At 73.0% G+C, this 25186-nt stretch carries 23 protein-coding genes; 9 read left to right on the top strand and 14 right to left on the bottom strand.

From position 1 onward, the window contains the following. Positions 1 to 90 precede the first annotated feature (90 nt). From ACZ62B_RS04595 to ACZ62B_RS04585, 3 genes are all read right to left on the bottom strand, one after another. Complete coding sequence (locus ACZ62B_RS04595) at positions 91 to 1203, bottom strand: HAMP domain-containing sensor histidine kinase (protein ID WP_344568907.1); 1113 nt, start codon at positions 1201 to 1203, stop codon at positions 91 to 93. Next, positions 1200 to 1940 carry a response regulator transcription factor gene (locus tag ACZ62B_RS04590; RefSeq protein ID WP_028959305.1) on the bottom strand — a complete coding sequence of 247 codons (741 nt, stop codon included), beginning with the start codon at positions 1938 to 1940 and terminating at the stop codon, positions 1200 to 1202. The genes ACZ62B_RS04595 and ACZ62B_RS04590 overlap by 4 nt, the downstream gene beginning before the upstream one ends. Before the next feature lie 124 nt (positions 1941 to 2064). Continuing rightward, positions 2065 to 2769: a spermidine synthase family protein gene (locus ACZ62B_RS04585; RefSeq protein ID WP_344568904.1), complete on the bottom strand. Its 705-nt coding sequence runs from the start codon at positions 2767 to 2769 to the stop codon at positions 2065 to 2067. A 149-nt stretch (positions 2770 to 2918) separates the two neighbouring features. On the opposite strand from ACZ62B_RS04585, the gene lon reads away from it, so the two are divergent. Next, positions 2919 to 5333 carry an endopeptidase La gene (lon, locus tag ACZ62B_RS04580; protein ID WP_468719316.1) on the top strand — a complete coding sequence of 805 codons (2415 nt, stop codon included), beginning with the start codon at positions 2919 to 2921 and terminating at the stop codon, positions 5331 to 5333. Positions 5334 to 5623: 290 nt separating this feature from the next. On the opposite strand, the gene ACZ62B_RS04575 is transcribed toward lon, so the two are convergent. Continuing rightward, on the bottom strand, positions 5624 to 6448 hold the full coding sequence (locus tag ACZ62B_RS04575; RefSeq protein ID WP_344568900.1) for a lysozyme: 825 nt from the start codon (positions 6446 to 6448) through the stop codon (positions 5624 to 5626). 263 nt (positions 6449 to 6711) lie between these two features. On the opposite strand from ACZ62B_RS04575, the gene ACZ62B_RS04570 reads away from it, so the two are divergent. Further along, the gene (locus ACZ62B_RS04570) at positions 6712 to 7206 is read left to right on the top strand and encodes a MarR family winged helix-turn-helix transcriptional regulator (protein ID WP_344568897.1); all 495 of its coding nucleotides are present in this window, start codon (positions 6712 to 6714) and stop codon (positions 7204 to 7206) included. Between the two features lie 41 nt (positions 7207 to 7247). Here the strand turns inward: ACZ62B_RS04570 and ACZ62B_RS04565 are convergent, their stop codons facing one another. Continuing rightward, complete coding sequence (locus ACZ62B_RS04565) at positions 7248 to 8048, bottom strand: protein phosphatase 2C domain-containing protein (protein ID WP_344568895.1); 801 nt, start codon at positions 8046 to 8048, stop codon at positions 7248 to 7250. A 407-nt stretch (positions 8049 to 8455) separates the two neighbouring features. Here ACZ62B_RS04565 and ACZ62B_RS04560 point away from each other — a divergent pair, with 407 nt between their 5' ends. Genes ACZ62B_RS04560 through ACZ62B_RS04540 form a run of 5 tightly spaced genes read left to right on the top strand, consistent with a single transcriptional unit; the run spans position 8456 to position 14849 of the window. Further along, the gene (locus tag ACZ62B_RS04560; protein ID WP_469689283.1) at positions 8456 to 12001 is read left to right on the top strand and encodes a sensor histidine kinase; all 3546 of its coding nucleotides are present in this window, start codon (positions 8456 to 8458) and stop codon (positions 11999 to 12001) included. Further along, positions 11998 to 12504 (top strand): roadblock/LC7 domain-containing protein, encoded by a 507-nt coding sequence (locus tag ACZ62B_RS04555; RefSeq protein ID WP_344568891.1) that lies wholly within the window; start codon positions 11998 to 12000, stop codon positions 12502 to 12504. The genes ACZ62B_RS04560 and ACZ62B_RS04555 overlap by 4 nt, the downstream gene beginning before the upstream one ends. Beyond that, a complete protein-coding gene (locus ACZ62B_RS04550; RefSeq protein WP_344568886.1) occupies positions 12501 to 12920 on the top strand; it encodes a DUF742 domain-containing protein in 420 nt (139 codons plus the stop codon). The genes ACZ62B_RS04555 and ACZ62B_RS04550 overlap by 4 nt, the downstream gene beginning before the upstream one ends. Beyond that, the gene (locus tag ACZ62B_RS04545; RefSeq protein ID WP_344568884.1) at positions 12901 to 13542 is read left to right on the top strand and encodes a GTP-binding protein; all 642 of its coding nucleotides are present in this window, start codon (positions 12901 to 12903) and stop codon (positions 13540 to 13542) included. Before ACZ62B_RS04550 ends, ACZ62B_RS04545 begins: the two co-directional genes overlap by 20 nt. A 44-nt stretch (positions 13543 to 13586) precedes the next feature. After that, positions 13587 to 14849, top strand: coding sequence for a styrene monooxygenase/indole monooxygenase family protein (locus ACZ62B_RS04540; RefSeq protein ID WP_344568882.1), 1263 nt, complete (start codon positions 13587 to 13589; stop codon positions 14847 to 14849). On the opposite strand, the gene ACZ62B_RS04535 is transcribed toward ACZ62B_RS04540, so the two are convergent. From ACZ62B_RS04535 to ACZ62B_RS04495, 9 genes are all read right to left on the bottom strand, one after another. Further along, a complete protein-coding gene (locus ACZ62B_RS04535; RefSeq protein ID WP_469689282.1) occupies positions 14813 to 15985 on the bottom strand; it encodes a C40 family peptidase in 1173 nt (390 codons plus the stop codon). The two genes, ACZ62B_RS04540 and ACZ62B_RS04535, sit on opposite strands and share 37 nt — an antisense overlap. A gap of 103 nt (positions 15986 to 16088) precedes the next feature. Next, a complete protein-coding gene (locus tag ACZ62B_RS04530; RefSeq protein WP_344568878.1) occupies positions 16089 to 16403 on the bottom strand; it encodes a hypothetical protein in 315 nt (104 codons plus the stop codon). 28 nt (positions 16404 to 16431) lie between these two features. Then, positions 16432 to 17085 carry a TetR/AcrR family transcriptional regulator gene (locus ACZ62B_RS04525; RefSeq protein WP_344568876.1) on the bottom strand — a complete coding sequence of 218 codons (654 nt, stop codon included), beginning with the start codon at positions 17083 to 17085 and terminating at the stop codon, positions 16432 to 16434. Positions 17086 to 17258: 173 nt separating this feature from the next. Then, complete coding sequence (locus ACZ62B_RS04520) at positions 17259 to 18197, bottom strand: AurF N-oxygenase family protein (RefSeq protein WP_468719311.1); 939 nt, start codon at positions 18195 to 18197, stop codon at positions 17259 to 17261. Between the two features lie 112 nt (positions 18198 to 18309). Continuing rightward, positions 18310 to 18813, bottom strand: a complete 504-nt coding sequence (locus ACZ62B_RS04515) for a DUF3291 domain-containing protein (protein WP_344568872.1) — start codon at positions 18811 to 18813, stop codon at positions 18310 to 18312. A gap of 66 nt (positions 18814 to 18879) precedes the next feature. Continuing rightward, the gene (locus tag ACZ62B_RS04510; protein WP_344568870.1) at positions 18880 to 20337 is read right to left on the bottom strand and encodes a penicillin-binding transpeptidase domain-containing protein; all 1458 of its coding nucleotides are present in this window, start codon (positions 20335 to 20337) and stop codon (positions 18880 to 18882) included. Next, positions 20334 to 21695: an FtsW/RodA/SpoVE family cell cycle protein gene (locus ACZ62B_RS04505; RefSeq protein ID WP_469689281.1), complete on the bottom strand. Its 1362-nt coding sequence runs from the start codon at positions 21693 to 21695 to the stop codon at positions 20334 to 20336. The genes ACZ62B_RS04510 and ACZ62B_RS04505 overlap by 4 nt, the downstream gene beginning before the upstream one ends. A 43-nt stretch (positions 21696 to 21738) precedes the next feature. Next, a complete protein-coding gene (locus ACZ62B_RS04500) occupies positions 21739 to 22377 on the bottom strand; it encodes an SH3 domain-containing protein (protein WP_468719309.1) in 639 nt (212 codons plus the stop codon). Positions 22378 to 22493: 116 nt separating this feature from the next. Beyond that, entirely contained in the window at positions 22494 to 23000 is a 507-nt protein-coding gene (locus tag ACZ62B_RS04495; RefSeq protein ID WP_344568864.1) for a protein-tyrosine phosphatase family protein, read from the bottom strand. 99 nt (positions 23001 to 23099) lie between these two features. On the opposite strand from ACZ62B_RS04495, the gene ACZ62B_RS04490 reads away from it, so the two are divergent. Both ACZ62B_RS04490 and ku read left to right on the top strand, forming a co-directional pair. Next, positions 23100 to 23903 carry an NERD domain-containing protein gene (locus ACZ62B_RS04490; RefSeq protein ID WP_469689280.1) on the top strand — a complete coding sequence of 268 codons (804 nt, stop codon included), beginning with the start codon at positions 23100 to 23102 and terminating at the stop codon, positions 23901 to 23903. Positions 23904 to 24023: 120 nt separating this feature from the next. Then, complete coding sequence (gene ku / locus ACZ62B_RS04485) at positions 24024 to 25067, top strand: non-homologous end joining protein Ku (RefSeq protein ID WP_469689279.1); 1044 nt, start codon at positions 24024 to 24026, stop codon at positions 25065 to 25067. Positions 25068 to 25186: the final 119 nt, after the last annotated feature.

Raw genomic sequence — 25186 nt, 5'->3', positions numbered from 1 at the left:
GGCGCGCAGCTCGCGCGGGCCTCTGCCTGATCACACGTGTCCGTCAGGTCGAACGCCGGTGGATCTTGCGGCTCCGCTTCGAACTTTACGTCAACTCGGTACGGATGACGCTCCCGGAAGAGTGATGAGAATCCGGCAGCCCCGCTCGGATTCGGCCACTCCGATCCGGCCGCCGTGCAGATCGACGGCCCAGCGGGCGATCGCCAGGCCGAGACCGGTGCCGCCGTCGCTGCCCGGACCGTGCGGCCGGTTGACGCTGCCCCGGTTGAACCGCTCGAAGACGCGGTGCCACTCGGTCCGCGGAATGCCGGGCCCCTCGTCCAGCACCTCAAGCTCCAGCGACTCCGGCTGGTCCCCGCGCCGCGCCCGGACCGTCACCCGGCCGTGCGGCGGGCTGTGCTTGACCGCGTTGTCGATGAGGTTGGCGACGACCTGGTGGATGCGCTCGGGGTCGGCGTGCGCGACGAGTTCCGGCGGCGACACGTCGAGGTGCAGATGGACGTCCGTACGGGTGTGGCTGCCCGATCCGGAGGCCATGCCCGCGCGGGCCGTGGAGACCATGTTGGCCTCCTTCAGCACCCCGGACAGGTACGGCCACACCTCGAACCGCCGCTTCCTCAGCGGCACCACGCCGTTGTCCAGGCGGGACAGGTCGAGGAGCGTCTCCACGAGGCGGCCCAGCCGCTCGGTCTGCTTCAGGGCCGTGCGCATCGTCTCGGGGTCGGCCTCGGTGATGCCGTCGACGATGTTCTCCAGCACCGCGCGCAGGCCCGCGATGGGCGTGCGCAGCTCGTGCGAGACGTTGGCGACCAGCTCCTTGCGCTGGCGGTCCTGGGCCTCCAGCTCGTCGGCCATGACGTTGATCGTCCGGGCCAGGTCGCCGAGCTCGTCCCAGCGGTTCTCGCGCACCCGGCGGGTGTAGTCGCCGTGCGAGATGGAACGGGCCACGGCGTTCATGTCGTCCAGCGGCGCGGTGAGCGAGTGCGCCACGAACTGCGTGATGAGCAGCGTCGCGATCATCGAGAAGATCGTGATGAAGCGCAGCTCCGTCTTGGTGTGCACGGCGATCACCGACAGTCCCGTGGTGATCAGGACCGAGACGACGACCAGCGCACCCAGCTTGGTCTTGATCGAGAACGGGCGTACACCGCCCCAGGGCTGCCGCGCCCCGGGGCCTCTGCGTCCGGCCGGACCGTCGCTCATGGCGTCGGCGTCTCCAGGGCGTAGCCCACGCCGTGCACGGTGCGGATGCGCTCGGCGCCGATCTTCCGGCGCAGCGCCTTGATGTGGCTGTCGACCGTGCGGGTGCCGGAGGCGTCCGCCCAGTCCCACACCTCGGCCAGCAGCTGCTCACGGGAGAGCACCGCGCGGGGGGTGTTCGCCAGGCACACCAGGAGGTCGAACTCGGTGGGCGTCAGGTGGACGTCCTCGCTGCGCACCCGCACCCTGCGCTGCGCGTGGTCGATCTCCAGCTCGCCCAGGCGCAGGATGCCGCTGCGCGGGGTCGTCGCCGCGAGGGCGGCCCGCTCCATGCGGCGCAGCAGTACGTGCACGCGGGCCGCCAGCTCCCGCATGGAGAAGGGCTTCGTCATGTAGTCGTCGGCGCCGACGCCCAGCCCGACCAGCATGTCGGTCTCGTCGTCGCGCGCGGTGAGCATCAGCACCGGCACCGGCCGCTGGGCCTGTACGCGCCGGCAGACCTCCAGGCCGTCGAAGCCGGGCAGCATGATGTCGAGGATCAGCAGGTCGGGCTGCCAGGCCTCCGCCGTGTCCACCGCGGACGGGCCGTCGCCCGCCGTTTGCACCAGGAATCCCTCGGCGCGCAGGCGCGTCGCGATGGCGTCCACGATCGTCGCGTCGTCCTCGACCACCAGGACCCGGCGCTGGGCGCCGGGGGTGGTCGTGGCCGTGCCGTTGTGGGAGGTCTGTGTCTGCTCCATCGCCCGCCCCTGAGGTGTGCTTTTTCCGGAATCCGTGGGGTGATCCGTCGTCTGCGCATCACTGCGATTGACGTTTGAATGACCGCGTCAGGGCAGCAGCGTACGGGGATTCACCGTGGCTTTGCTATCCAGGTCGGACGCCGAGGTGCACGACGTCCGGAACGCCCCGGGCAACGGGGATCTCTTCGGTACGCACCTGTTGGAACCCGGCATTCCGCAAGGTTCCCTCGAATTCCGGGGACGGTTTCGCCGACCATACGGCGAGTACCCCGCCCGCCCTCAACACCCTTGCGCAGGCGGCGAGTCCGGCCGCCGAGTAGAGCCCGTCGTTGTCCTCGGTGACGGTCCAGTCGGGCCCGTTGTCGATGTCGAGGCAGAGCGCGTCGAACGTGTCCGATGTCTCATCGAGGTAACGGACGAGGTCCGCCTCGACGATCTCCGTACGCGGGTCGGCGAGGGCCCGCGCGGAGAGCCCGGACAGCGGTCCCGCGCGGTGCCACTCGACGATCGCCGGTTCGCGTTCCACCACGGCGATCCGTCCCCAGCGGGGCTGCCCGGCGGCGTGTGCGAGCGAGAAGCCGACCCCGAGGCCGCCGATCAGGACGTGCGGGCCGGTCCCCGGTCCGTGCCCCGCGCGGGCGTCGAGGGCGGCCAGGGCGGCGTCGACGAGCCGCCGCTCCGAACGGCCGTCGGAGGTGTCCATCAGGAAGCAGCCGTTGGCGATGATCTGCAGCAGGTCACCGTGCCTGCGCAGCACGACCTCGCCGTACGGGCCCTCGCGGCGGTCCAGGACTTCGGGGGGTTCGGGAATGTCGTACGGGGTGGACATGCGTTCATCCTGGCAGCTCCCTTTCTGCGGCGGCCGGGGCTTCGGCACCCGGGACGGTGATCGCTCAGAGCGAACGCGACTCCGGGAACATTCGGCGGCTCACAAGCATTGAGTCGGCATAGCTCAACTTGACTGCCGAAGGGGAGATCATGGCTGCTGAGTCCACACCGCTCGCCCTGCCTGTGCTGCCGCTCGACGACGAGGTCGTGCTGCCCGGGATGGTGGTTCCGCTGGACCTGAGCGATTCCGAGGTGCGCGCCGCGGTGGAGGCCGCCCAGGCCGCCGCCCGCACCGCCCCGGGAAAGCCCAAGGTGCTCCTGGTGCCACGCGTCGACGGGACCTACGCCGGCACCGGCGTGCTGGGCACGGTCGAGCAGGTCGGCCGGCTGGCCGACGGCGATCCCGGCGCCCTGATCCGCGGCCGGGGCCGCGTGCGCATCGGCGCCGGGACCACCGGGCCGGGCGCGGCGCTGTGGGTGGAGGGCACCCGCATCGACGAGAGCGTGCCCGAGCCGCTGCCGGGGCACGTGACCGAGCTGGTCAAGGAGTACAAGGCGCTCGCCACCGCCTGGCTGCGCAAGCGCGGCGCCTGGCAGGTCGTGGACCGCGTCCAGGCCATCGACGACGTCTCCGCGCTCGCCGACAACTCCGGCTACTCGCCCTTCCTCACCACCGAGCAGAAGGTCGCCCTGCTGGAGACCACCGACCCGGTGGCCCGGCTCAAGCTCGCCACCCAGCAGCTGCGCGACCACCTCGCCGAGCAGGACGTCGCCGAGACCATCGCCAAGGACGTCCAGGAGGGCGTCGACAAGCAGCAGCGCGAGTTCCTGCTGCGCCGCCAGCTCGAAGCCGTGCGCAAGGAGCTGCGCGAGCTCAACGGCGAGCAGGAGGGCGAGGAGTCCGACGACTACCGGGCCCGCGTCGAGGCCGCCGACCTGCCGGAGAAGGTCCGTGAGGCCGCGCTCAAGGAGGTCGACAAGCTGGAGCGCTCCTCCGACCAGTCGCCCGAGGGCTCCTGGATCCGCACCTGGCTCGACACGGTCCTGGAGATGCCGTGGAGCGAGCGGACCGAGGACGCCTACGACATCCAGGGCGCCCAGGCGGTCCTCGACGCCGAGCACGCGGGCCTTCAGGACGTGAAGGAGCGGATCACCGAGTACCTGGCGGTGCGCAAGCGGCGCAGCGACCGGGGCCTGGGCGTCGTCGGCGGACGGCGCGGCGGTGCCGTGCTCGCCCTCGTCGGCCCGCCCGGCGTCGGCAAGACCTCGCTCGGCGAGTCCGTCGCCCACGCGATGGGCCGCAAGTTCGTCCGTGTCGCCCTCGGCGGCGTCCGCGACGAGGCCGAGATCCGCGGCCACCGCCGTACGTACGTCGGCGCGCTGCCCGGCCGGATCGTGCGGGCGATCAAGGAGGCCGGGTCGATGAACCCGGTCGTGCTCCTCGACGAGATCGACAAGGTGGGCTCCGACTTCCGCGGCGACCCGGCCGCGGCCCTGCTCGAAGTCCTCGACCCGGCGCAGAACCACACCTTCCGGGACCACTACCTGGAGGTCGAGCTCGACCTGTCCGACGTCGTGTTCCTGGCGACGGCCAACGTCCTGGAGGCCATCCCGGAGGCCCTGCTCGACCGCATGGAGCTGGTCCGCCTCGACGGCTACACCGAGGACGAGAAGGTCGTCATCGCCCGCGACCACCTGCTCCCGCGCCAGCTGGAGCGCGCCGGGCTGGCCGAGGACGAGGTGACGATCGACGAGGGCGCGCTGCGCAAGCTGGCCGGCGAGTACACGCGCGAGGCGGGCGTGCGCACCCTGGAGCGGTCCATCGCGCGGCTGCTGCGCAAGGTCGCCGCCCAGCACGAACTGGGTGAGCGGAAGCTGCCCCTCACCGTGACCGAGGGCGACCTGCGGGGCCTGATCGGCCGGCCGCACCACGTGCCCGAGTCCGCCCAGGACCCGGCCGAGCGGCGTACCGCCGTCCCCGGTGTCGCCACCGGGCTCGCGGTGACCGGCGCCGGCGGAGACGTCCTCTACGTGGAGGCGTCCCTGGCCGACCCGGAGACGGGCGCGGCGGGGCTGACCCTGACCGGCCAGCTCGGTGACGTGATGAAGGAGTCCGCGCAGATCGCGCTGAGCTTCCTGCGCAGCCACGGCGCCGAACTGGAGCTGCCGGTGGGCGACCTGAAGGACCGGGGCGCGCACATCCACTTCCCGGCGGGCGCGGTGCCCAAGGACGGCCCGAGCGCGGGCGTCACCATGACCACCGCCCTGGCCTCGCTGCTCTCCGGCCGGCTGGTCCGCACCGACGTGGCGATGACCGGTGAGGTCTCGCTGACCGGGCGGGTGCTGCCGATCGGCGGGGTGAAGCAGAAGCTGCTCGCCGCGCACCGTGCGGGGATCACCACGGTGATCATCCCCAAGCGCAACGAGCCCGACCTGGACGACGTCCCGGCGGAGGTGCTGGACAAGCTCGACGTCCACGCCGTCACCGATGTCCGCCAGGTCCTGGAACTGGCGCTGTCGCCCGCGACGAACGGGGCGGTGCCGGAGGTTCCGGTCGCGGCGTGACGGACGCGGCCGGTCGAGGGAAGGCCCGGGTCCCGTGAGGGAGGCCCGGGCCTTCGCCGCGCCCGGCCGCTGTCGGCGAATCCGCCGGACCGCTTCCGGACGCGGGCCCCGGGCCGCGCCGGGAGCGGATCTCCCGGCGACACGCCGCCGGCGGACCGCAGAGGCGGGAGATCCGCGCCCCTCGGCGTCCTGCCGCCGGACGTGCCGCCGGATCTCCGCCGGATCCCCGCCGGATGCGCCGCCGGATGTGCCGACGGCTTCCGTGCCGCCAGGCGGGGACCGCGGCCGGGTCAGCCCAGGGCGAAGGTCCGCACCCGGTCCAGGGTGCCGTTGAAGAGGTCGTGGTCCCCGACGGTCGGGCCGGTCGAGGTGTACTGCCACATCGTGTACGTGCTCCAGCCCGCGGGCAGTTCGCCCACGGTGGAGGCGTACCGGGCGATCCACAGCGGAGTGGTGGCGGCGAAGCCGGCGTAGTTGCCGGTGCACTGCTTCCACCAGCTGGTGGCCGTGTAGATGACGGCGTTCCGGCCGGTGCGGTACCGGTACTGGTCCAGGAAGTCGCGGATCCAGCTCACCATCGCGCTCTGCGACTTGCCGTAGCAGGCGTCGCCGTACGGGTTCCACTCGATGTCGAGCACGCCCGGCAGGGTCCGCCCGTCCGCCGACCAGTCGCCGCCGCGGTCGACGAAGTAGTCGGCCTGGGCGGCGCCGCTCGCCGTGTCGGGCGTGCCGAAGTGGTAGGCGCCGCGGACCATGCCGACGTCGTACGAGCCGTCGTACTGCTGCGGGTGGTACGGGTTGGTGTAGTACGTCCCCTCCGTGGCCTTGGCGTAGGCCCAGCGGACCCCGCTGTTCCACAGGGTCGTCCAGGCGACGTCGCCCTGGTGGCTGGAGACGTCCACGCCCTCCGTCCGGGTGGAGCGGACGGAGGGGAGGCCGCCGCTGCCGTCGTGGGCGGCGACGCCCATGCCCATGTGGGCGGAGCCGCGCGGAGGCGCGGTGGGGGCGGATCCGGCCGCGACGGCCGGGCGGGGGAGGGAGAGCACCGCGAGCAGGACCGCGCCGGCGGTCGCGAGCGCGCGTATGCGCAGGAGGCCGGATCTGTGCACAGGCATGACGCATCTCCGAAAGGTCGGTGTGGGGCGAACCCGGAATGTGACCCACGTCCCATGTGGTGGGCATGCCACGCAATCGCCTGGTGAGGAGACTGCGCACGTGGACCACGGCGGGGGCGGGGCGTCCTCCCCCACTGCCCGAAGGGCGTGGGAGGTGCTCCCGGCCGTCGTTGGTCTACGCCTGCGAAATACTGGTGGAGCTGCGGCGACGTCGCCACTTGGCGGGAAACTTTCAGAACCGGAAAACCGAAGCAGGGGCAGACGTGCACGAACAAGGACACCGCGGCGAAGAGCGCGCCGCCTCCCCGGAGCCCGCGCCGGGTGTGGACCAGCCGGGATTCCTCGCGCTGGAACGCGAGTTGACGGTGCTGCTGCGGCGCGCCCGGGCCAGCCAGGGGGAGATGGCCCGCGCGGTCCATCCCGACCTGGAGCCGTCCGCGTACGGGCTGCTGGTCCGTCTGGATGAGTGCGGCCGGCAGCGGGCCACCGAGCTCGCCGCCTACATCGGCGTCGGCAAGGCGACGATGTCGCGCCAGCTCCGCGCGCTGGAGCAGCTCGGGCTCGTCGCCCGCGAGCCGGACCCCGCCGACGGCCGCGCCTGGCTGATCGCCCTCACGCGGGAGGGCCAGGAACGGGTCCGCAGGGTCCGCGAGGCCCGCCGCGCGCGCTACGCCGGCCGGCTCGCCGACTGGGACCCCGACGAGGTCACGGAACTCGCCCGGCTGCTGAACCAGCTCAACCGGGGCATGGAGAAGTGACCCCGTACGGGCTACCGCTCACGGGGTGACGGTTCGGCCTACTACCGCCAACGGGGTGACAGCTCGGCGTACACCACCGTCGCGTCGTCGTGCGTCTTGCCGCGGCGCGGCGGTACCCGGTCCGCGTCCGCCCGCTCCAGGGCCCGTACGCGGTCCACCAGGGACCGGGCGCCCTCCTTGCGGACCAGGGTGAGGCAGTCCGCCCAGTCGCCCTCGTGGAACCTCTCCACCCAGCGCGCCGCGCCGTCCGTCAGGGCGGCCAGGGCGCGCACCCCGTCGCGCGGCAGCGAACCGGTCACCGCGCGGGAGGCCACCGAGGGATCCGCCGCCGCGGTGAAGAAGCCGCCCTCCTTGTTGCGCAGCGTGGTGTCCACCAGGGCGTGGGAGGCCAGGGCCGAGCGGGGCAGCCGGTCCAGGCGGTCGTCCAGGAACGGGGTGACCGCCCCGTCGGGGGACTCGACGAGCAGGGCCGAGTCGGACAGCACCAGGTAGTCCACCGAGGCCGGTGACCAGCGGGCCAGCACCACGGTCGCCTGCGGCGTACGGGGGTGAGAAAGGTCACAGGTTGCCGCGTGGCCGGCGGCGGTACGCGCGAGGGCGCGGGAGAGCAGCTCGGCCAGCGGAACATCCGGGAGGGAAACGGTCAGTTCGGTCAGCGCCCCGCCGAGCCGCGCGGTGAACCAGGGCACGGAATGCAGGCATCCACCGCCGTCCCCCGGTGGCGTGACCCCGTCCAGCACCACGAGCGAACCGCCCTGTCCGGAGGCCGGAAGCCCGACGCTCGCGAAGTCCTCGTTGGGGCGGCCGGGATCACCGGGCTCCGAAACAAGCTCCGTACGCATCCCGTCAGTCTGCACGACCCCTTCACAAGGGTCGCGAAAGGCCCTCGCCGGTCGCCGGATCCACGCAGCCGCGCAGGTCAGGCGCCTGGTTTGGGAGGGAATACAGTGCTCCGGGAAGACGTGGCGGCGAATATTGCCACCGCCCGCCGCAGACGTCCAACCGGCGTGCCGCGCGGGGCCGCTGCGGGAGCCGGCGGAACTTGCCCCCCAACTCACCTCCGGGGTTCACTCCTTCGAGTGGCGGGTCAGGTGATGCGCATCCACTGTCCACGCTCACTGGGAGGGTCGGGGAGCGATGGGGGCGCCTCGCTGTCCGAGCACGGTCAAGAGCTCGGGGTGAACGCCCGCACCCGTTGACGGAGCGTCACCCGGACCCACGGGTACACGAGTCAGGAATGCGAGCACCGGTGCAGAAGTCGCGGCCTCGTCGCACAGGCAAGCAGACGGCCCCCACGGGGGACGCGGAGCAGAAGCCCACCGTCGGCAGGGGTCGCCCCACCCATGTACGCAACCGGCTCATCGTCGCCGTGGCCGTGGTGGCCGCCGCGATCGCCGCTGCCGGGGCACCCTCCGTACTCACGGCCTCCGGGCAGCTCAAGGACTCGCAGGACCTGGTGACGCTCGCCGAGCAGACCCAGGACGCCCTCACCCTGGCGCACTCCCTCGCCGACGAGCGCGACGAGGTCGTCCCCTACATCGCGGCCGGCCGCCCCGAGTCCGAGGCGCCCTCCGAGGAGCACAGCGCCCGCGTCGACCGGCAGGTCGAGGAGCTGCGCACCGACACCGACATGCCGCAGGAGCTGCGCGACGGCCTCGACGCCGTCGCCACCGTGCGCAGAGCGGCGCTCACGGGCAAGAGCAGTGCTCTCGAAGCGCAGCAGGCGTACTCCACCGCCATCACGCGACTGCACCGGCTCGCCGAACAGCTCGCGGAGCAGATCCCGCCCCGCGCCGGCTCCGGCGCCTACGCGCTCACCGAGCTGGACTCCGCCGTCCAGCAGGCCGCCGCCACCCGCGGACTGCTGCTCGCCGCGCTGAACGTGCCGACCACCACCCAGACCGTGATCGACCCGATCACCGGCCTGCCGTCCACCGTCACCAGCTCCTCGGACGCCGACGCGAAGCGGCGCGACGCGCTGACCGCCGCCGCGCTCCAGGCCCGGCTGCGCTCCGACGCGGCCCTCGCCGACTTCCGCGAGACCGCGCCCAAGGCCGCCCGCGGCTCCTACGACTCCACGGTCACCGGACCCGAGGTCGAGACCGCCGAGAAGTACCTGGCACGCCTCACCGACGAGCCCACGCTCTCCGACGACGACCTCGACACCAGCGTCAAGAAGCTGCGGGCCGCGCTCACCGCGCGGATCGACACGATGCGCGGCGTCGAGTCCGCGCTCTTCGACCAGCGCACCAAGGACCTCGCCCAGCTCCGCGACGACGACGTCACCGCGCTGGAGATCCGGATCGCCGCCCTCGGCGCCCTGATGCTGCTCGCGATCGGCATCGCCACGGCGATGGCCCGCACCCTGACGCGTCCGCTGTCGGTGCTGCGCCGGGGCTCCGCCCGCCTCGCCGAGGCGGAGGACCCCGCCGGCCAGGAGCCGGTCGCCTTCACCGGCCGCAACGACGAGTTCGCCCAGGTCGTCCGCTCCGTCAACGCCCTGCACGCACGCGCCGCCGCCCTCGCCGAGCGGATCGCCACCCTGGAGGCCGACCGCAAGCACCTCGTGGGCCAGCGGCAGAAGATGGCCGACGCCCGCGAGGAACTGCGCACCGAACTCGCCGAGTCCGCCGCCCATCTGGAGCGGCTGCGCGCCGGCATCGGCGGTACGTTCGTCAACCTCGCCCTGCGCACCCTCGGACTGGTCGAGCGCCAGCTCGGCGTCATCGAGGGGCTGGAGGAGCGCGAGGACGACCCGGACCGGCTGGCCACCCTCTTCAAGCTCGACCACTTCGCCACCGTCATGCGCCGGCACAGCGAGAACCTCCTGGTCCTCGCCGGCACCGAGCAGGGCCGGCGCACGGCGGGTCCGGTTCCGCTGGTGGACGTCGTACGGGCCGCGGTCAGCGAGATCGAGCGGTACGAGCGGGTCCGGATCGCCGCGCTGCCGCCGCACGCGCACATCGCCGGGTTCGCCGCGGACGACCTGTCCCACCTGCTGGCCGAGCTCATGGAGAACGCCACCTCGTTCTCCCCGCCCGACCTGCCCGTCGAGGTCTCCGGCTGGCTGCTGGAGAACGGCGAGGTCATGCTCTCCGTCCAGGACGAGGGCATCGGCATGACCGGGGAGCGGCTGGAGCGGCTCAACTCCCGGCTGTCCGACTTCGACCCGGAGGTCACGTACGACGCGGAGGCCGAGGACGGTCTCGGCCTCGGCCTGTACGTCGTGGCCCGGCTCGCCCACCGGCACGGGGTGCGGGTCCGGCTGCGCGAGCAGAAGCAGGGCGGCATCGCCGCGGTCGTCGTCCTCCCCGACCCCCTGCTGGCGCCCGCCGCCCCCGGCGCGGTCCCCGCCTCCGTCACCGGCGCCACGTACACCCTCCCGGGCGCCGATGCCGAGGCCAACTCCAACGTCCTCCACGGCCGCGCGGAGCAGGACGACCCGCTGGTCGCCCTGGCGGAGAAGGCGGTACGCCAGCAGGGCTCGTCCGGTGGAGAGACACCGGACGAGCCGACGGAGCCGCCGGCGGCGGGCGACGCGGGTGGATCCTCACGGGTCCCTGCGGAGGCCCCCGCGGAGGGCTCGGCCGGGGAGTCCGCGCAGGCCCCTGCGGAGGATGCCCGGCCGGACGGTGACGACGATCCGGCGGAGGCGGAGGCCCCTGCCGGGGAGGCGGGGGAGTCCGCGCCCGGACACGGGGACGAGTCCGCGAGTGATCCTGTGGGGCGTGAGGGCGGCGACGCGCCGGTCGAGCGGCCCGCCGAGGTCACGATGGAGCTGCTGATCCCGGTGCAGCCGGAGGCGGCCGACGAGCCGGCGGCCTCGTCGGAAGCCGCCCGGGACCACGGTGCCGACGCCGACCGCATCGAACGCACGGCCGTTCCCGGCGCCCGGGGAGCCGAGACCGGCGACACCGCCGGCGCCGAAGCCGGTGCCGGAGCGGCGGCCGAGCCCGGTACCGACGCCGTCGGCCGACCGGAGGGCGAGAGTGTCCGCCCGGGGCCGGGTCACGCGGGCGGAAACGATGCCGCGGGCGCTGCCGCGCAGCCGTTCGGCGTGGGTGCGGACGACGCCGTCCGCCCGGGCGCCGGTCACGTGGCCGGAGACGAGGAGCCCCCGTCCGGTGCCGCGAGCCGGCCGGCCGGCGAGGCCCCGGAGGACGCCGCTTACCCGGCCGCGTCCCACAGGGACGTACCCGGCGCGGACGCCGGGCCCGAGAGTTACGCCGGAACAGACGTCGGCCCCGAGGCCCGACCCGGAGCCGGTGCCGGGCCCGAGACTCGCCCCGGAGCCGGAGCCGGAGCCGGAGCCGGAGCCGGAGCCGGAGCCGGAGCCGGAGCCGGAGCCGAGCCCGAGGACCGCCCCGGTGCCGGCGTCGGCCCCGAGGGCCGTCCCGCAGCGGGCGGTGCCCCCGAGGGCGCCCCCGTGGCCGGCGCCGAGGACACCGCGCCGCTTCCGCGGCGGCCGGTCGCCGCGGGCGGTGGTGACACGGAGCACGCGCGTGTCGCCGACGGGGACGGGGACGGAGCCGAGGAACCGGTCACGGCCAAGGGGCTGCCCAAGCGCACGCCCAGGATCACCGCGCCCGTCGCGGCCCCGCGCCCGCGTACCGGGTCCGTGGACGCCGAGGCCCTGCGCCGCCGGCTCGGCGGTTTCCGCCGGGGGGCGGACGCCGGGCGCCGGGACGTCGAGGCGGAACTCGCCGAGCGGACCGGTGGCCACCAGGCGCCGTCCGACCCGGCCGCCACATCCGAAGAGACCACGGGGGGCACAGTCGAGGAGGCAAGCAGTTGACCGCGTCGCCCAGTACTGTCGGACTGAGCAGTGAGGCCCGCAACCTGCACTGGCTGTTGAGCAACCTCGTCGAGGAGGTGCCCGGCATCCTCTCCGTCGCGGTGGTCTCCTCCGACGGCCTGCTCCTGCTGTCGTCCGACGACTCCCGGAACACCGAGGCCCGCGACGCGCGGAGCGCGAGACGCACCGGCCCCCGCGGCTCCGCCGCCGACCTGGCCACCGTCGTCTCCGGCATCGGCAGCCTCACCGTCGGTGCCTCGAAGCTGATGGACTTCGGTCCGGTCAAGCACACGATGGTGTCGATGGACGAGGGCAGCCTGTTCGTGATGTCCATCAGCGACGGCTCCCTGCTCGGCGTGCACGGCTCCGCGGACTGCGACATGAGCGTGGTGGCGTACCACATGGCCCTGTTCGTCGGCCGCGCCGGCCATGTCCTGACCCCGGAGCTCCGCAGCGAGCTGCGCCAGTCCCTGGAGACCGAGTCCACCGGGAGTCGCCGATGAGCAGGTCCGGGAAACACCTTCCGGTCCGCGGCGGCGACCGCAAACCCGCCCGGGTCCGCCCCTACTCGCTCACCGGCGGCCGCACCCGCTTCGGCCACGTCCTGCTCGTCGAGACGTTCGTCGGCGCCACCGCCGCGCTCGAAGCCGCCGGGGAGCGCAAGGAGCTGACGAACAGCCCGTCCGGCTTCCGGGGCATGCCGGAGATGCGGGCCATCGTCGAACTGTGCCGCCGTATGCGAACGGTGGCCGAGATCGCCGCGCTGCTGAGGATGCCGCTCGGCGTGGTCCGCGTCCTCCTCAGCGACCTCGCGGACCAGGGAAAGATCCGTGTCTACGGAACGGGAACCGGCCACGGCACGGGCCGCCCGGACCGCGCGCTGCTGGAAAGGGTGCTGAGTGGACTCCGTCGTCTCTGACGTCGCTCACGGCGTCTCCCCGCTCACCGAAGGGGGCGACGAGCCGCTGCTGCCCTGGCAGACGGACCGCACCCGCGCGCCCGTCGCCACGAAGATAGTGGTGGCGGGCGGGTTCGCCGTCGGCAAGACCACGCTGGTCACCTCCGTCTCGGAGATCACGCCCCTGCAGACCGAGGCGCTGATGACCGAGGCGAGCGAGGGCACCGACGACCTCACCGCCACGCCCGGCAAGCTGACCACCACCGTGGCCATGGACTTCGGCCGCATCACGCTCGACGACGACCTGGTGCTCTACCTGTTCGGCACGCCGGGCCAGCAGCGGTTCTGGTTCATGTGGGACGACCTGGTGCGCGGCGCGATCGGCGCCGTCGTGATGGCCGACACCCGCCGTCTGAAGGACTGCTGGCCGGCGCTGGACTACTTCGAGAGCTGCGGACTGCCGTACGTCGTCGCGGTCAACCACTTCGACGGCAGTGAGCGGTTCGACGCCGAGGACGTGCGGGAGGCGTTGACGATCCCCGCGCACATACCTGTCATGATCATGGATGCGCGCCGCCGGATCTCGGTCATCGAGACCCTCCTGTCCCTCGTGGGCCACGCGCTCGACGAAACCCCCGAGTGACCCCCGAGCCATCCCCGAGCAGCCCTCTTAGGAGCGTCCCCCCTATGCGGAAGATACTCGTCGTCGGAGCCGGCCAGTCCGGTCTCCAGCTCGCCCTCGGCCTCCAGTCGCACGGGTACGAGGTCACCCTGATGTCCAACCGGACCGCCGACGAGATCCGCACCGGACGGGTCATGTCGACGCAGTGCATGTTCCACACGGCACTCCAGCACGAGCGCGACCTCCAGCTCAACTTCTGGGAGTCCCGGGCCCCGAAGATCGAGGGACTCGGCGTCTCGGTCGCGGCCCCCGGCTCCTTCGACCCGGGTCCCTCGCAGCGCGCGATCGACTGGCTGGGCAGGCTCGACGGGTTCGCGCAGTCGGTGGACCAGCGGGTGAAGATGGCCGGCTGGATGGAGACCTTCGCCCAGCGCGGCGGCCAGCTCGTCATCCACGGCGCGGCGGTCGGCGACCTCGACTACTTCTCCCGTACGTACGACCTGGTGCTCGTCTCGGCGGGCAAGGGCGAGCTCGTGCAGATGTTCGCCCGCGACCCGGAGCGCTCCCCGTACAGCGAGCCGCAGCGCGCCCTGGCCGTCGCCTACGTCCACGGCCTCGGCCCGCGCCCGGAGCACCCGGACACGGAGGCGGTCCGCTGCAACCTGGTCCCCGGTGTCGGCGAGATGTTCGTCATGCCGACCCTCACCACCTCGGGCCGTGCCGACATCCTCTTCTGGGAGGGCGTACCCGGCGGCCCGCTGGACGCCTTCAAGGACGTCAAGGACCCCTCGGAGCACCTCTCCCTGACCCTGGAACTCATGGAGAGGTTCCTGCCCTGGGAGTACGCGCGGGCCACCAAGGTCGAACTGACCGACGCCGGCGGCACCCTCGCCGGCCGCTACGCCCCCACCGTCCGCAACCCCATCGGCCGGCTGCCCTCCGGCGGACTCGTCCTCGGCGTGGCCGACGTGGTGGTCGCCAACGACCCGATCACCGGCCAGGGCTCCAACTCCGCCTCCAAGTGCGCCGCCTCCTACCTCGCCTCGATCCTGGAGCACGGCGAGAAGGAGTTCGACGAGACCTGGATGCGGCAGACCTTCGACCGCTACTGGGAGACGGCCCGGCACGTCACCAAGTGGACGAACGCCATGCTCGCCCCGCCGCCGGAGCACATCCTGAACCTCCTCGGCGCCGCCGGACAGCTCCAGCCCGTCGCCGACCGCTTCGCCAACGGCTTCGACAACCCGGCCGACTTCGAGAACTTCTTCTACGACCCGAAGAAGGCCGAGGGCTACCTGATGGAGGTCTCGGGCGCGGCCGGCGCGTAACCCCCGTCCGGCCCGTCCATCGCCCCGTCGGGAAGCTCCGGCGGCACGTACCGCCGTACGGGCTCCCCGTCCGGGTCGGGGCGTACGGCGCCCAGCACCGGGTTGGCCGCGATCGGGGAGACCTTGATCCGCGCGCCGGGGCGGGGCGCCTGCACCACCATGCCGTCGCCGAGGTAGAGGGCGACGTGTGTGGCCTCCGGGAAGTACACGACGAGGTCACCCGGCCGCAGCTCGTCCAGTGGCACCCGCTCCAGCCGCGCCCACTGCTCCTGGCTGGTCCGGGGGACCGGCGTCCCGGCGGCGCCCCACGCCTCGGACGTCAGCCCCGAGCAGTCGTACGTCTCGGGCCCCTCCGCGCCCCACTCGTACGGCTTCCCGAGCTGCTCCACGGCGTAGCGCACGGCCCGTTCGCCCGCCGCCGAGGGAGGAGTGCCGCCGCTGCCCAGCGCACCGGAGGCCACCAACTCCTCCTGCGCCTCGGCCGTGTTGCCCCGCTCCAGCTCGGCCAGCGCGGCGAGCTGCCCGGCGGTGAGCGAGGCGAGGAGCTCCTCGACCGCGCGGAGCCGTTCGCGGACCTCGTCCCGCTCCTTCCCGCGCCGCTCGGTGAGGGCGAGCCGGGCGTCGAGGGCCCTGCGCGCCCGGCGGGCCAGCGCGTCGGCCTCCTGCTCGTCGCCGGTCAGCCGGCCCACCGTCTCCGCCCGCTCCCGCGCCAGCCGCCCGATCACCCGCCCCTGGTCGAGCGCGCGCTGCGGATCGCGCGCCAGCAGCAGCCGTAGGTAGGGGGAGAGGCCGGTGACGCTCTGGTACTGCCGGCGGGCCAGCAGGCCGGCCGCGCCCCGGCTGTCGCGCAGGGAGAGCCGGGTGCGGGCGAGGGCCCTCTCCAGCCGCTCGGTCTCGGCGCGCTGCCTCTTCAGCCGTTCCTCGGTGGCGTTGTAGGTCTCGGTGGCCTTCTCGGCCTCCCGGTACAGGGTCTGAAGCTCCGTCAGCAGCTCGGCGACGGAACGCTCGCCGGAGCCGGTGCCCGGGCCGGCGGCGCCGCCGGCCGGTTCCGGGACGGCCACCGCGGGCACGGGCGCGAGGACGGCCCCGGCCGCCAGTACCGCCGTACACGCCAGACGCAGCAGCTTTCCTGACACTCCATCACCTCCGACGCGGGGCGGCTCGTCCGCTCCGCATCGCGAGCATCGGGCGGGTGCCGGTGGTCCGCTCGCCGAGTGTGCGCGGTTCGGCGCAACCCGGTCACCCGTCGGCGTCGTCCGGCTTGCCCTTCGGCGTGGCGTCTGGATCGGGCGCGGGCCTCGACCACGGCCACCTCCGGCCGTCGCCGGCCCGCCCCGTGGGGTCGTACAGGTACTTCCAGCCCCGCGTCAGCCCGGTCCGCGCGCTCCGTGCCCGGGGCACCCGCCGGTAGACCAGCACGGTGGGCGGGCCGCCGTCCGGGGCCGGGACGGGGATGCGGTACGTCTTCGGCGGGTGCCCGGTGATGCCCAGCAGCACGGGCAGCACGCGCCCGTCCATGGGCCCGCCCTCGAACGGGGTGTCTTCGCTCTTCACGCCCCCAGTGTCGGCGATGCGCGGGCCGTCAGGGGTCCGCGGCCAGCTCCCGCACCAGCGCGTCGGCCTGCGCGTCGCGCCGCGCGGTCACCTCCAGCACCGCCACGAACTGCTCCACGAGCCAGTCCCGCAGTTCGTCCAGGGGCGGCTGTTTGTCCTCGTCGAGCCAGATCAGCGAGGCCGCCTCCACGGCGGTGATCCACATCCGGATCGTCATCCGGAGCCGGCGTCCGGGCTCGGCGACCCCGAGATGGCTGAGGACGTGCTCGGCGGCGGCCCGCCGTACGCCGTCCACTATGGCGGTCGTACGGGAGGTCTCCACGACGCTCCCGCCCTGGAGCAGCGCGCTGAACCCGGTGTCGTGCTGGTCGACGAAGGCGAGGTAGCGGTCGAGGGCGCGGGACAGCCGGGGCAGCAGCGGGCCCTCGTGCGGTTCGTCGAAGCAGTGCCGCAGCTCGTCGGCGGCGGAGCGGAGGGCGGCCTCGTAGAGCTGCTGCTTGCCGCCCGGGAAGTACCGGTACACCAGGGGGCGTGACACGCCGGCCGCCTCCGCCACGTCGTCCAGGGAGACGTCCTCCGGGGCGCGGTGGGCGAAGAGGGAGAGCGCGGCCTCAAGGAGCTGGCTGCGGCGTTCCTCGACGCTGAGCCGCCGGTAGGCGGGGGTGGGGGCCTGCGAGGTCATGCCCGCAGGGTATCCGCCCGCCCGTCCACGCGAGCAGCCCCGACGACCGCCGGAGCTTCCGTCCGACGCCGCGCAGCACGCCGATGTCGTCCAGGCTGTTGCTCGATGTGCGGCTGCGCCGCGTGGCCGTGAGCCGGTCGGGGGTGTGGTGGTCGAGTGGTGGGGGCGCCCGTCTAGGCGAGCAGCCCCGACGACCGCCAGAGCGTCCGTCCGACGCCGCGCAGCACGCCGATGTCGTCCAGGAAGTCCGTGAGTCGCTTCGAGCCCTGTTGCATCACGTCCCGGCGGTGGGCGCTCGCCTTGACCTGGGCGACGGCCGCGCGCCGGTCCAGGCCGACGTTGGTGTAGACCTCGGGGTTCACGAAGGCCACCGAGAACACCCGGGCGAACTCTCCGGAGGTGACCCGGGTGAACTCCTGCGACCACTTCGGCGCGGTCACCATCTGGCGCCGCAGCTCCTCACGGGCGTAGCGCACGTGCCGGGCCTCCTCGACGACGTGGATGCGCGTGACGCCCCGGATCAGCGGCTGGACCCGCTCGTCCGGGAAGGTCAGCCGCTGCATCCAGTCCAGCACCTCCTCCCCGAGCAGGGTCGCGGTGAAGGAGCCGGGGGTGGTGGAGATCGTCTTGAAGAGGCGGCCGAGGTTCTGGTGGACGCGGCTCACCGGGTACCAGGGCGTGCCGCCGCGCGAGATCACGCGGGCGAACATCTTGGAGTGCCGGCACTCGTCCTCGATCTCGGTGAGGGCGTACCGCACGTGCGCGCTGGTGGCGGACTTGTCGTAGATGTGCCGGACCAGGAGCTGCATCAGGATCAGCTCGAACCAGATGCCGAGCGAGGCGAGCGCCGCGGCCTCGTGCCGCGAGAGCAGGAGGCGCTGCTCCTCGCTCATCCGCTTCCACATCGGGGTGCCGTACAGCGAGACCAGCTCCGGCGGCCAGAACCACTTGCCCTCCTCGAAGGGCGCCTCCCAGTCCAGCTCCTCGTCCGGGTCGAAGGAGTGCCTGGCGGACGACTCGAGCAGCCGCTGGGCCACCTGCTCCCGGTCCTTGAGCAGCCCGAGCGCGTCCCGCAGACCATCGAGCGCGTCGGTTTCCGACAGGGTCGTCATGGCGGTTCCACCTCGGGGCGTCTCGGGTTACCGGCGGGTCACCCACTTATGAGACTGCCTGTCAGCAAGCCCGTCAATCCCTCGCGCACGACTTGTCGACGACCGCCGGCCGTCAGGCCGGGCAGCCCAGCCCCTCCGGCACCTCGCCGGCCAGCGGCTCCGCACCGCCCGGCGGGAACGACGTGCGCAGGGTGAAGGCGTACGGGGTCGGGCCGTTGGCGCGCAGGTGGAGGAGGCGGGACTCGGCCTCCGCGACCGTGGGGCGATGGCCCTTCGGGACCCACCACATGGCGACCATCGCCTCCTCGACGCGCTCGAACCACTCCCTGCGCCGCGCCAGCATCTCCCGGTGGCGGCCCTGGTACATGAACGCCGTCAGGGCGTCGGTGTCCCGCCACACCGACATGTTGATGATCAGCCAGGAGTCGCCGAAGACGGCGATGTCCGTCGCGTCGCCGCTCTCGTCCTCCAGGCGCCAGACGAAGCCGTCGGCGGCGTCGGCGTCCGCGTTCACCGGGTCGAGACCGTCGACGAAGTCCTTCAACCGCGGGGAGTCCAGCGGGGCTTTGAGGCGGGCGATGTTCACCTGGGCGAGTTCGTACGCGATGTCGGTCATGTACCGAACGTTAGGTCGGGAACGTGCCGCTCCGGCACCCCCGTCTCATCAAGTGGGCGTTTCCGCCTACGAGTTCAGCACCGCCTCCATCACCGCCCGCGCGATCGGCGCCGCCGTCCCGCCGCCGCTGATCTCCCGCCGGTTCGCCGCCGCGTCCTCGACCACCACCGCGACCGCCACCTTCGCCTCCATGTCCGCACCGCCCCGCGCCCAGGAGATGAACCAGGCGTACGGCGTACCGGAGTTGCCGAGACCGTGCTGGGCGGTGCCGGTCTTGCCGCCGACGATCGCACCGGGGATCGCGGCCTTCGTGCCGGTGCCGTCCTCCACCACGCCCCGCATCAGCTCCCGCAGCCGCGTCGCCGTCGCCGGGTACATGGCCCGCCGTACCGGACGGGACCCCGCCGTCGACACCGTGCTGCCGCCCGCCCGCGTGGTCCGCTCCACCAGATACGGCTCCCGCACCTGTCCGCCGCTCGCCACGGCCGCCGCGACCATCGCCATCTGCAGGGGCGTCGCCCGGGTGTTGTACTGCCCGATCGACGACAGCGCGAGCTGCGCCCGGTCCACCGTGGTGTCGAAGGTGCTGCGCGCCACCCGGAACGGGATCCGTACGTCCGGGTCGTTGAAACCGAAGGACTCGGCCGTCGCCCTCATCCTCTCCACCCCCGTGGCCACCCCCAGCTTGGCGAACACCGTGTTGCAGGACCAGACGAACGCCTCCCGCACCGAGGCGTCCTCGCACCCCTCGGACCCGTTGGTCAGCCGGGTCCTCGTCCCCGGCAGGGTGTACGGGTCGGGGGAGTCCGTCGGCCCGTCCAGGTTCCTCACCACCCCGGCGTCCAGCGCCGCCGCCGCGGTGACCACCTTGAACGTCGAACCCGGCGGATACGTCCGCCGCACCGCCCGGTTCAGCATCGGCCGGTCCGGATCGGCGTTCAGCCGCGCCCAGGCGTCCCGCGCCACCGCGCCGTTCCCGGACAGCAGCGCGGGGTCGTACGACGGGACCGACACCAGCGCCAGGATCCTCCCGGTCGACGGCTCCACCGCCGCCACCGCGCCCTTCCGCGAGCGCAGCCCCTCGTACGCCGCCCGCTGCGCCGCCGGGTCGATCGTCGTCACGACGTGACCGCCCGCGTTGCGGGAGCGCGTGAACTCGTTCCACAGCGGCAGCGGCGCGAGCACCGGGGCGGTCCCGGACAGCAGCCCGTCCTCCGTGTGCTCCAGCAGTGTCGTGCCGTACTCCTGCGAGGCGAAGCCGGTCACCGGGGCGTACAACGGCCCGTCGCGGTACGTCCGTTCGTAGCGCAGGTGCTCCCCGGTGTCCCGTGAGCCGGTGACCGGCCGCCCGTCGACCAGGATGTCGCCGCGCGGCTGCTGGTAGCGGGCGATGGTGTCCCGGCGGTTGGCCGGATTGGTCTCGTAGTCCTCGGCGTGCAGGACCTGCACACGGGCGGCGTTCACCAGCAGCGCCACCAGCAGCAGGGCGCAGAACAGCGCCGCGTGCCGGATGTGCCGGGTCACCGGGGCGCACCCCCGCCGCCCTGCCGCCGCGCGGAGTCGCTCAGCCGGACCAGCAGCGCCACGATCGCCCAGTTGGTCACCACCGACGAGCCGCCCTGCGCCAGGAACGGCATCGCCATCCCGGTCAGCGGGATCAGCCCGGTCACCCCGCCCGCGATCACGAACACCTGGAGCGCCACGAGCGAGGCGAGGCCCACCGCGAGCAGCCGTCCGAACGGGTCGCGCAGGGCCAGCCCAGCCCGGTAGCCGCGCTCCACCAGCAGCCCGTAGAGCAGGAAGATCGCGGACAGCCCGGCCAGGCCCAGTTCCTCGCCGGCCGTCGCCAGGATGAAGTCGGACTTGACCGCGAAGCCGATGAGCACCGAGTGCCCGAGCCCGAGCCCGGTGCCGAGCGTCCCGCCCTCCGCGAAGGCGAACAGGGACTGGGCGATCTGGTTCGGTCCCTCGCCCGCCTCGATGGAGCCGAACGGACGCAGCCAGGTCTCGATCCTGTGGTGCACGTGCGGCTCCAGCCGGCCCACCGCCACCGCCCCCAGCGAGGCCAGCAGCAGGCCGACGGCGATCCAGCCGGTGCGGCCGGTGGCGACGTACAGCAGGACCACGAACAGGCCGAAGAACAGCAGCGAGGTGCCGAGGTCCCGCTCCAGCACCAGTACGCCCACACTGACCAGCCAGACGGCGACGATCGGGCCGAGCACCCGCCCGGTGGGCAGCCGCAGCCACCGGGCGCGGCGGCCGGCGTAGGTGAGGGCGCCCCGGTTCGCGGCGAGGTAGGCGGCGAAGAAGACCGCCAGCAGCACCTTCGCGAACTCGCCGGGCTGGATGGAGAATCCGGCGACCCGGATCCAGATCCGGGCCCCGTTCACCGCGGGGAAGAGGATCGGGACCGTCAGCAGGACCAGCGCGACGGTGACGCAGACGTAGGTGTAGTTCTGGAGCACCCGGTGGTCGCGCAGCACCAGGACGACCATGATGAACAGCGCCACGCCCAGCGTCGACCAGATGAGCTGGGTCGGGGCCGCCGGATCGCCCGGCGTCTCCAGGTCGAGCCGGTAGATCAGCACCAGGCCGAGGCCGTTGAGCAGCACCCCGATGGGGAGCAGCACCGGGTCGGCGCACGGGGCGCGCCAGCGCACCGCCAGATGGGCGACCAGCGCGAGCACGCCGAGCCCGGCGCCGTAACCGGCGGCGCCGGGCGGGACGGTGCCGTTCCTGGCGAGGCCGACGGCGCAGTATCCGTACACCGACAGCAGGACGGCCAGGACGATCAGGGCGAGTTCGACGCCGCGGCGCCCGGTGAGGCGGACGGCGGGCGCGGGCGGATCCGCCGTCGCCAGGGTGATACCGGCCTTGCTCATGTCCGGAACTTACCCAAACAGGGCGCCTTGCGCGCTTCGCTCATCAGCACCAGCGTGGCGCGGGACCGAGGTTGTCGATGTGGGCGGCCGGCCCCCACGCCCAGGTGCCGTCCGTGAGGAGGTACCAGAGGGGGTTGTCCTTCACCTTGTCGCCCGGGACCTTGCAGAAGATCGAGACGACATCGCCCTTGTGGGCGTACCGGATGATCTGCGAACCCCGGTTCGGGGCGCTGCGCAGGGCCAGGGAATTCGCCGTGACGACACCCTTGTACTGGCCCTGGTTGCCCTGGTGGTGGCCACCGGCCTGGTTGCCTTGGTTGTTGTTGCCGCCCTGCTGGTTGTTGTCGCCGCCTTGGTGGTCGCCGTTGCCCCCTTGCTGGTCACCGCCGCCTTGCTGGTTGCCGTTGCCACCGCCTTGCTGATTGCCGTTACCGCCCTGCTGGTTGCCGTTGCCACCGCCTTGCTGGTGGCCGCCGCCCTGCTGGTCGGCGTTGCCGTTGCCGCCCTGCTGGTTGTTGTCGCCGTTGCCGCCCTGCTGGCTCCAGTTCCCCTGGCCACCGCCCTGGTTCGGGTCGTCGGCGGCGACGGCGGGGGTGACGGCGGTCGCGACCGCGAGGGCCCCGGCGGCGAGAGCTATGGGCAGACGGCGGGCGAGCGGGGGACGCGAGGGGCGCGGGGACATGGGGTACCTCCACATGCGAGGAAAACGGGTCGAAGGTGACTTATCGCCACACTAGGAGCGGCCCTCCGCACCCGCCCGCCCTGCTGCGCCATCGGGGACGGCACCACCCGCCCCGCCTACTCCGCCAGCTCCTCCAGCAGCCGCGCCGTGGGCAGCCCGGCACGGAGGTAGTCGACGAACAGGTCGTTGTGCAGGGCCCAGGACGAGCGGCGGGAGCGGATCAGCCGGATCGCCGCCTCGGCGGTCCTGCCCTGCCGTACCAGCGCGTGCGCGACCACCAGACCCGAGCGGTTGTACCCGTGGTAACAGCGCACGAGGACCGTACGGCCGCCGTCCAGCGCCTCGCACGCCGCCTCGGCCAGCCGGATCACGCCCGCGAGCTGCGTCCCGTCCAGCGGTCCGTCGGGGATCGGCCACACCTGGTGCTCGACCCCGGGATCCGGCCCGTGCCCGGGCAGTCGCAGCAGCGTCTGCACGAGATCGAACTGCCGGTTCACCACGGCGAACTCCAGCCGGCCGGAAAGGCCCCGGAACTCGTGCCCGCCCATCCACAGGCCGGGCACGATCTCGTTCCACGGACTGTCCGGGGCCGGTACGTCGGGTTGCCTCCTGCGGGTACGCAACGGTGCCTCCCCACCCTCACCGCCCAACTCCTCTCCAAGGTAACCGCCTTCTTGCCCCCGGAGCACCCGCCTGTTCCCATGGACGTGAGGTGATGATGCATGGACGGGCTGCGCGTCATACCGACCTGGCGGCACGGCCGGGAAAGGCTGTACGTCTGCCTCCCGGACGGCCGGAACCTCGCCTGGTACGACCGTGAGACGGCCAGGGTCAACCTGCTCGGCGAGGAGTACGAGGAGGACGTGCTCACCGCGCTGGGCCCCTTCCTCGCCGGCCCGGTCTCGGTCGGCCCGCCCCCGGTCCCCACCCCCGCCGAGCTGGCGCGCCTGTCCCTGCACCCCGACGACGACCTCGCGCCGAACCGCCCCGGCGAGGCCCTGCTGATCGACCTCGACCGTGCTCCCGGCCCGGCCCGCCGCCTCCGCCCCGACCCGCGCCGCAGGGCGCTCGCCGCGGAGCGGGCGGTGGGCGAGGCCCTGGACCGCATGGACGGCGCCGGCTGGCACACCCTGCACTCGATCCCGCTCCCCGGCGGCGACCGCATCCACCACCTGCTGATCGGCCCCGGCGGGCTGTACGCCGTCCACGCCCTGTACGCCCACCGGCAGCGGGTGACGGTCGCCGACCCCCGGGTCGCCCTGGGCCGCCACGAACCGCGCCCGCTGCTGCACAGGGTCCGGGCCGACGCCGACCGCGCCTCCCACGCCCTGACGGCCGAGGTCCGCCCCGTGCTGGTCCTGGTCGGCGCGTCGGCCGTGACGGTCCAGGCCCCGCCCCGCGAGGTGCGCGTCCTGACGGACGCCGACGTGGAGACCCTGACCCGCACGGGCGGGGTCCTGAAACCGGCCGACACGGAGGCCCTGCACGCGATGGCACGGGACCGGAACACCTGGTCCCGGCTGTGACCGGACGCCCCTCCCCGCCGCCCTCTCGGTGAGGAACGCCATAAGATGGAAATCTCGTGCAAAGTATGACAAACGCTCCGACTGTGATCGGCGGACGGCCGGACCGGAAAGGTGCTGCACATGAGATCCATCTGGAACGGCGTGATCTCGTTCGGCCTGGTCAGGATCCCGATCAAGCTCGTGAACGCCACCGAGAGCCACGCGGTCCCCTTCCGTGAGATCCACACGGAGGACGGCGGCCGGATCCGCCACCGCAAGTTCTGCGAGCTGGAGGACCGGGAGGTCACCGCTCAGGAGATCAGCAGGGGCTACGAGGAGGCGGACGGCACGATCATCCCGATCACCGACGAGGACCTGGCCCATCTGCCGATCCCCACCGCCAGGACGATCGAGATCGTCACCTTCGTCCCCGAGGACAGCATCGACCCGCTCCAGATGAGCGCCGCGTACTACCTGGCGGCGGGCAGGGCGCCGGCCGCCAGGCCGTACACGCTCCTGCGGGAGGCCCTGAAGCGCGGCAACAGGGTGGCCATCGCGAAGTTCGCGCTGCGGGGCAGGGAGCGCCTGGGCATGCTCCGCGTGGTCGGCGAGGCGATCGCCCTGCACGGTCTGCTCTGGCCGGACGAGGTCCGCGCCCCCGAAGGGATCGCCCCCGACGCGGACGTCACCCTCCACGACAAGGAGCTGAACCTCGCGGACGACCTGGTGGACGCCCTCAGCGAGGTCGGCCTGGAGGACCTGCGCGACGAGTACCGCGAGGCGGTGGAGCAGGTCGTCGCCGCCAAGATCTCCGGCGAGGCCCTGCCCGAGGTGCCCGAACCGGAGCGCGGCGTCGAGGTCCTGGACCTGACGACGGCCCTGGAGCGGAGCGTCCGCGCGGTCCGCGGCGAGCCGGACGAGGAGGCCGGGGTCGAGCGGTTGCCGCGGCGCAGGGCGTCCCGCTCGTCCCCGAAGGAGACCGGCGGCAGGAAGTCCACGTCGAAGGCGGAGAAGAAGACGGCGTCCCCGGCGCGCAAGTCGACGTCGAAGACGAGCCAGGCCGAGAAGAAGAAGACGGCGGCGAAGAGCGCGGCAGGGAGCACGGCCGGGAAGACCTCCTCGAAGAAGGCCCCCTCGAAGAAGAACCCGGAGGCGAGGACACCGTCCCGCAAACGCTCGGCCTGACCCACGGCGGAGCGGACGGCCCGCACGCCGGCGTCACGTCGGCGCCGCGCGGGCGGAGCGCGGGCACCGCGAGGGCGCTACGAGAGCGGCGCGCGGGCGCTACGAGGCTGCCCGCGCGG

The organism is Streptomyces sp. NPDC053426, assembly GCF_055585405.1.
The sequence above is the reverse complement of the archived record's forward strand: the minus strand, read 5'-3'. Positions and strand labels throughout refer to the sequence as shown.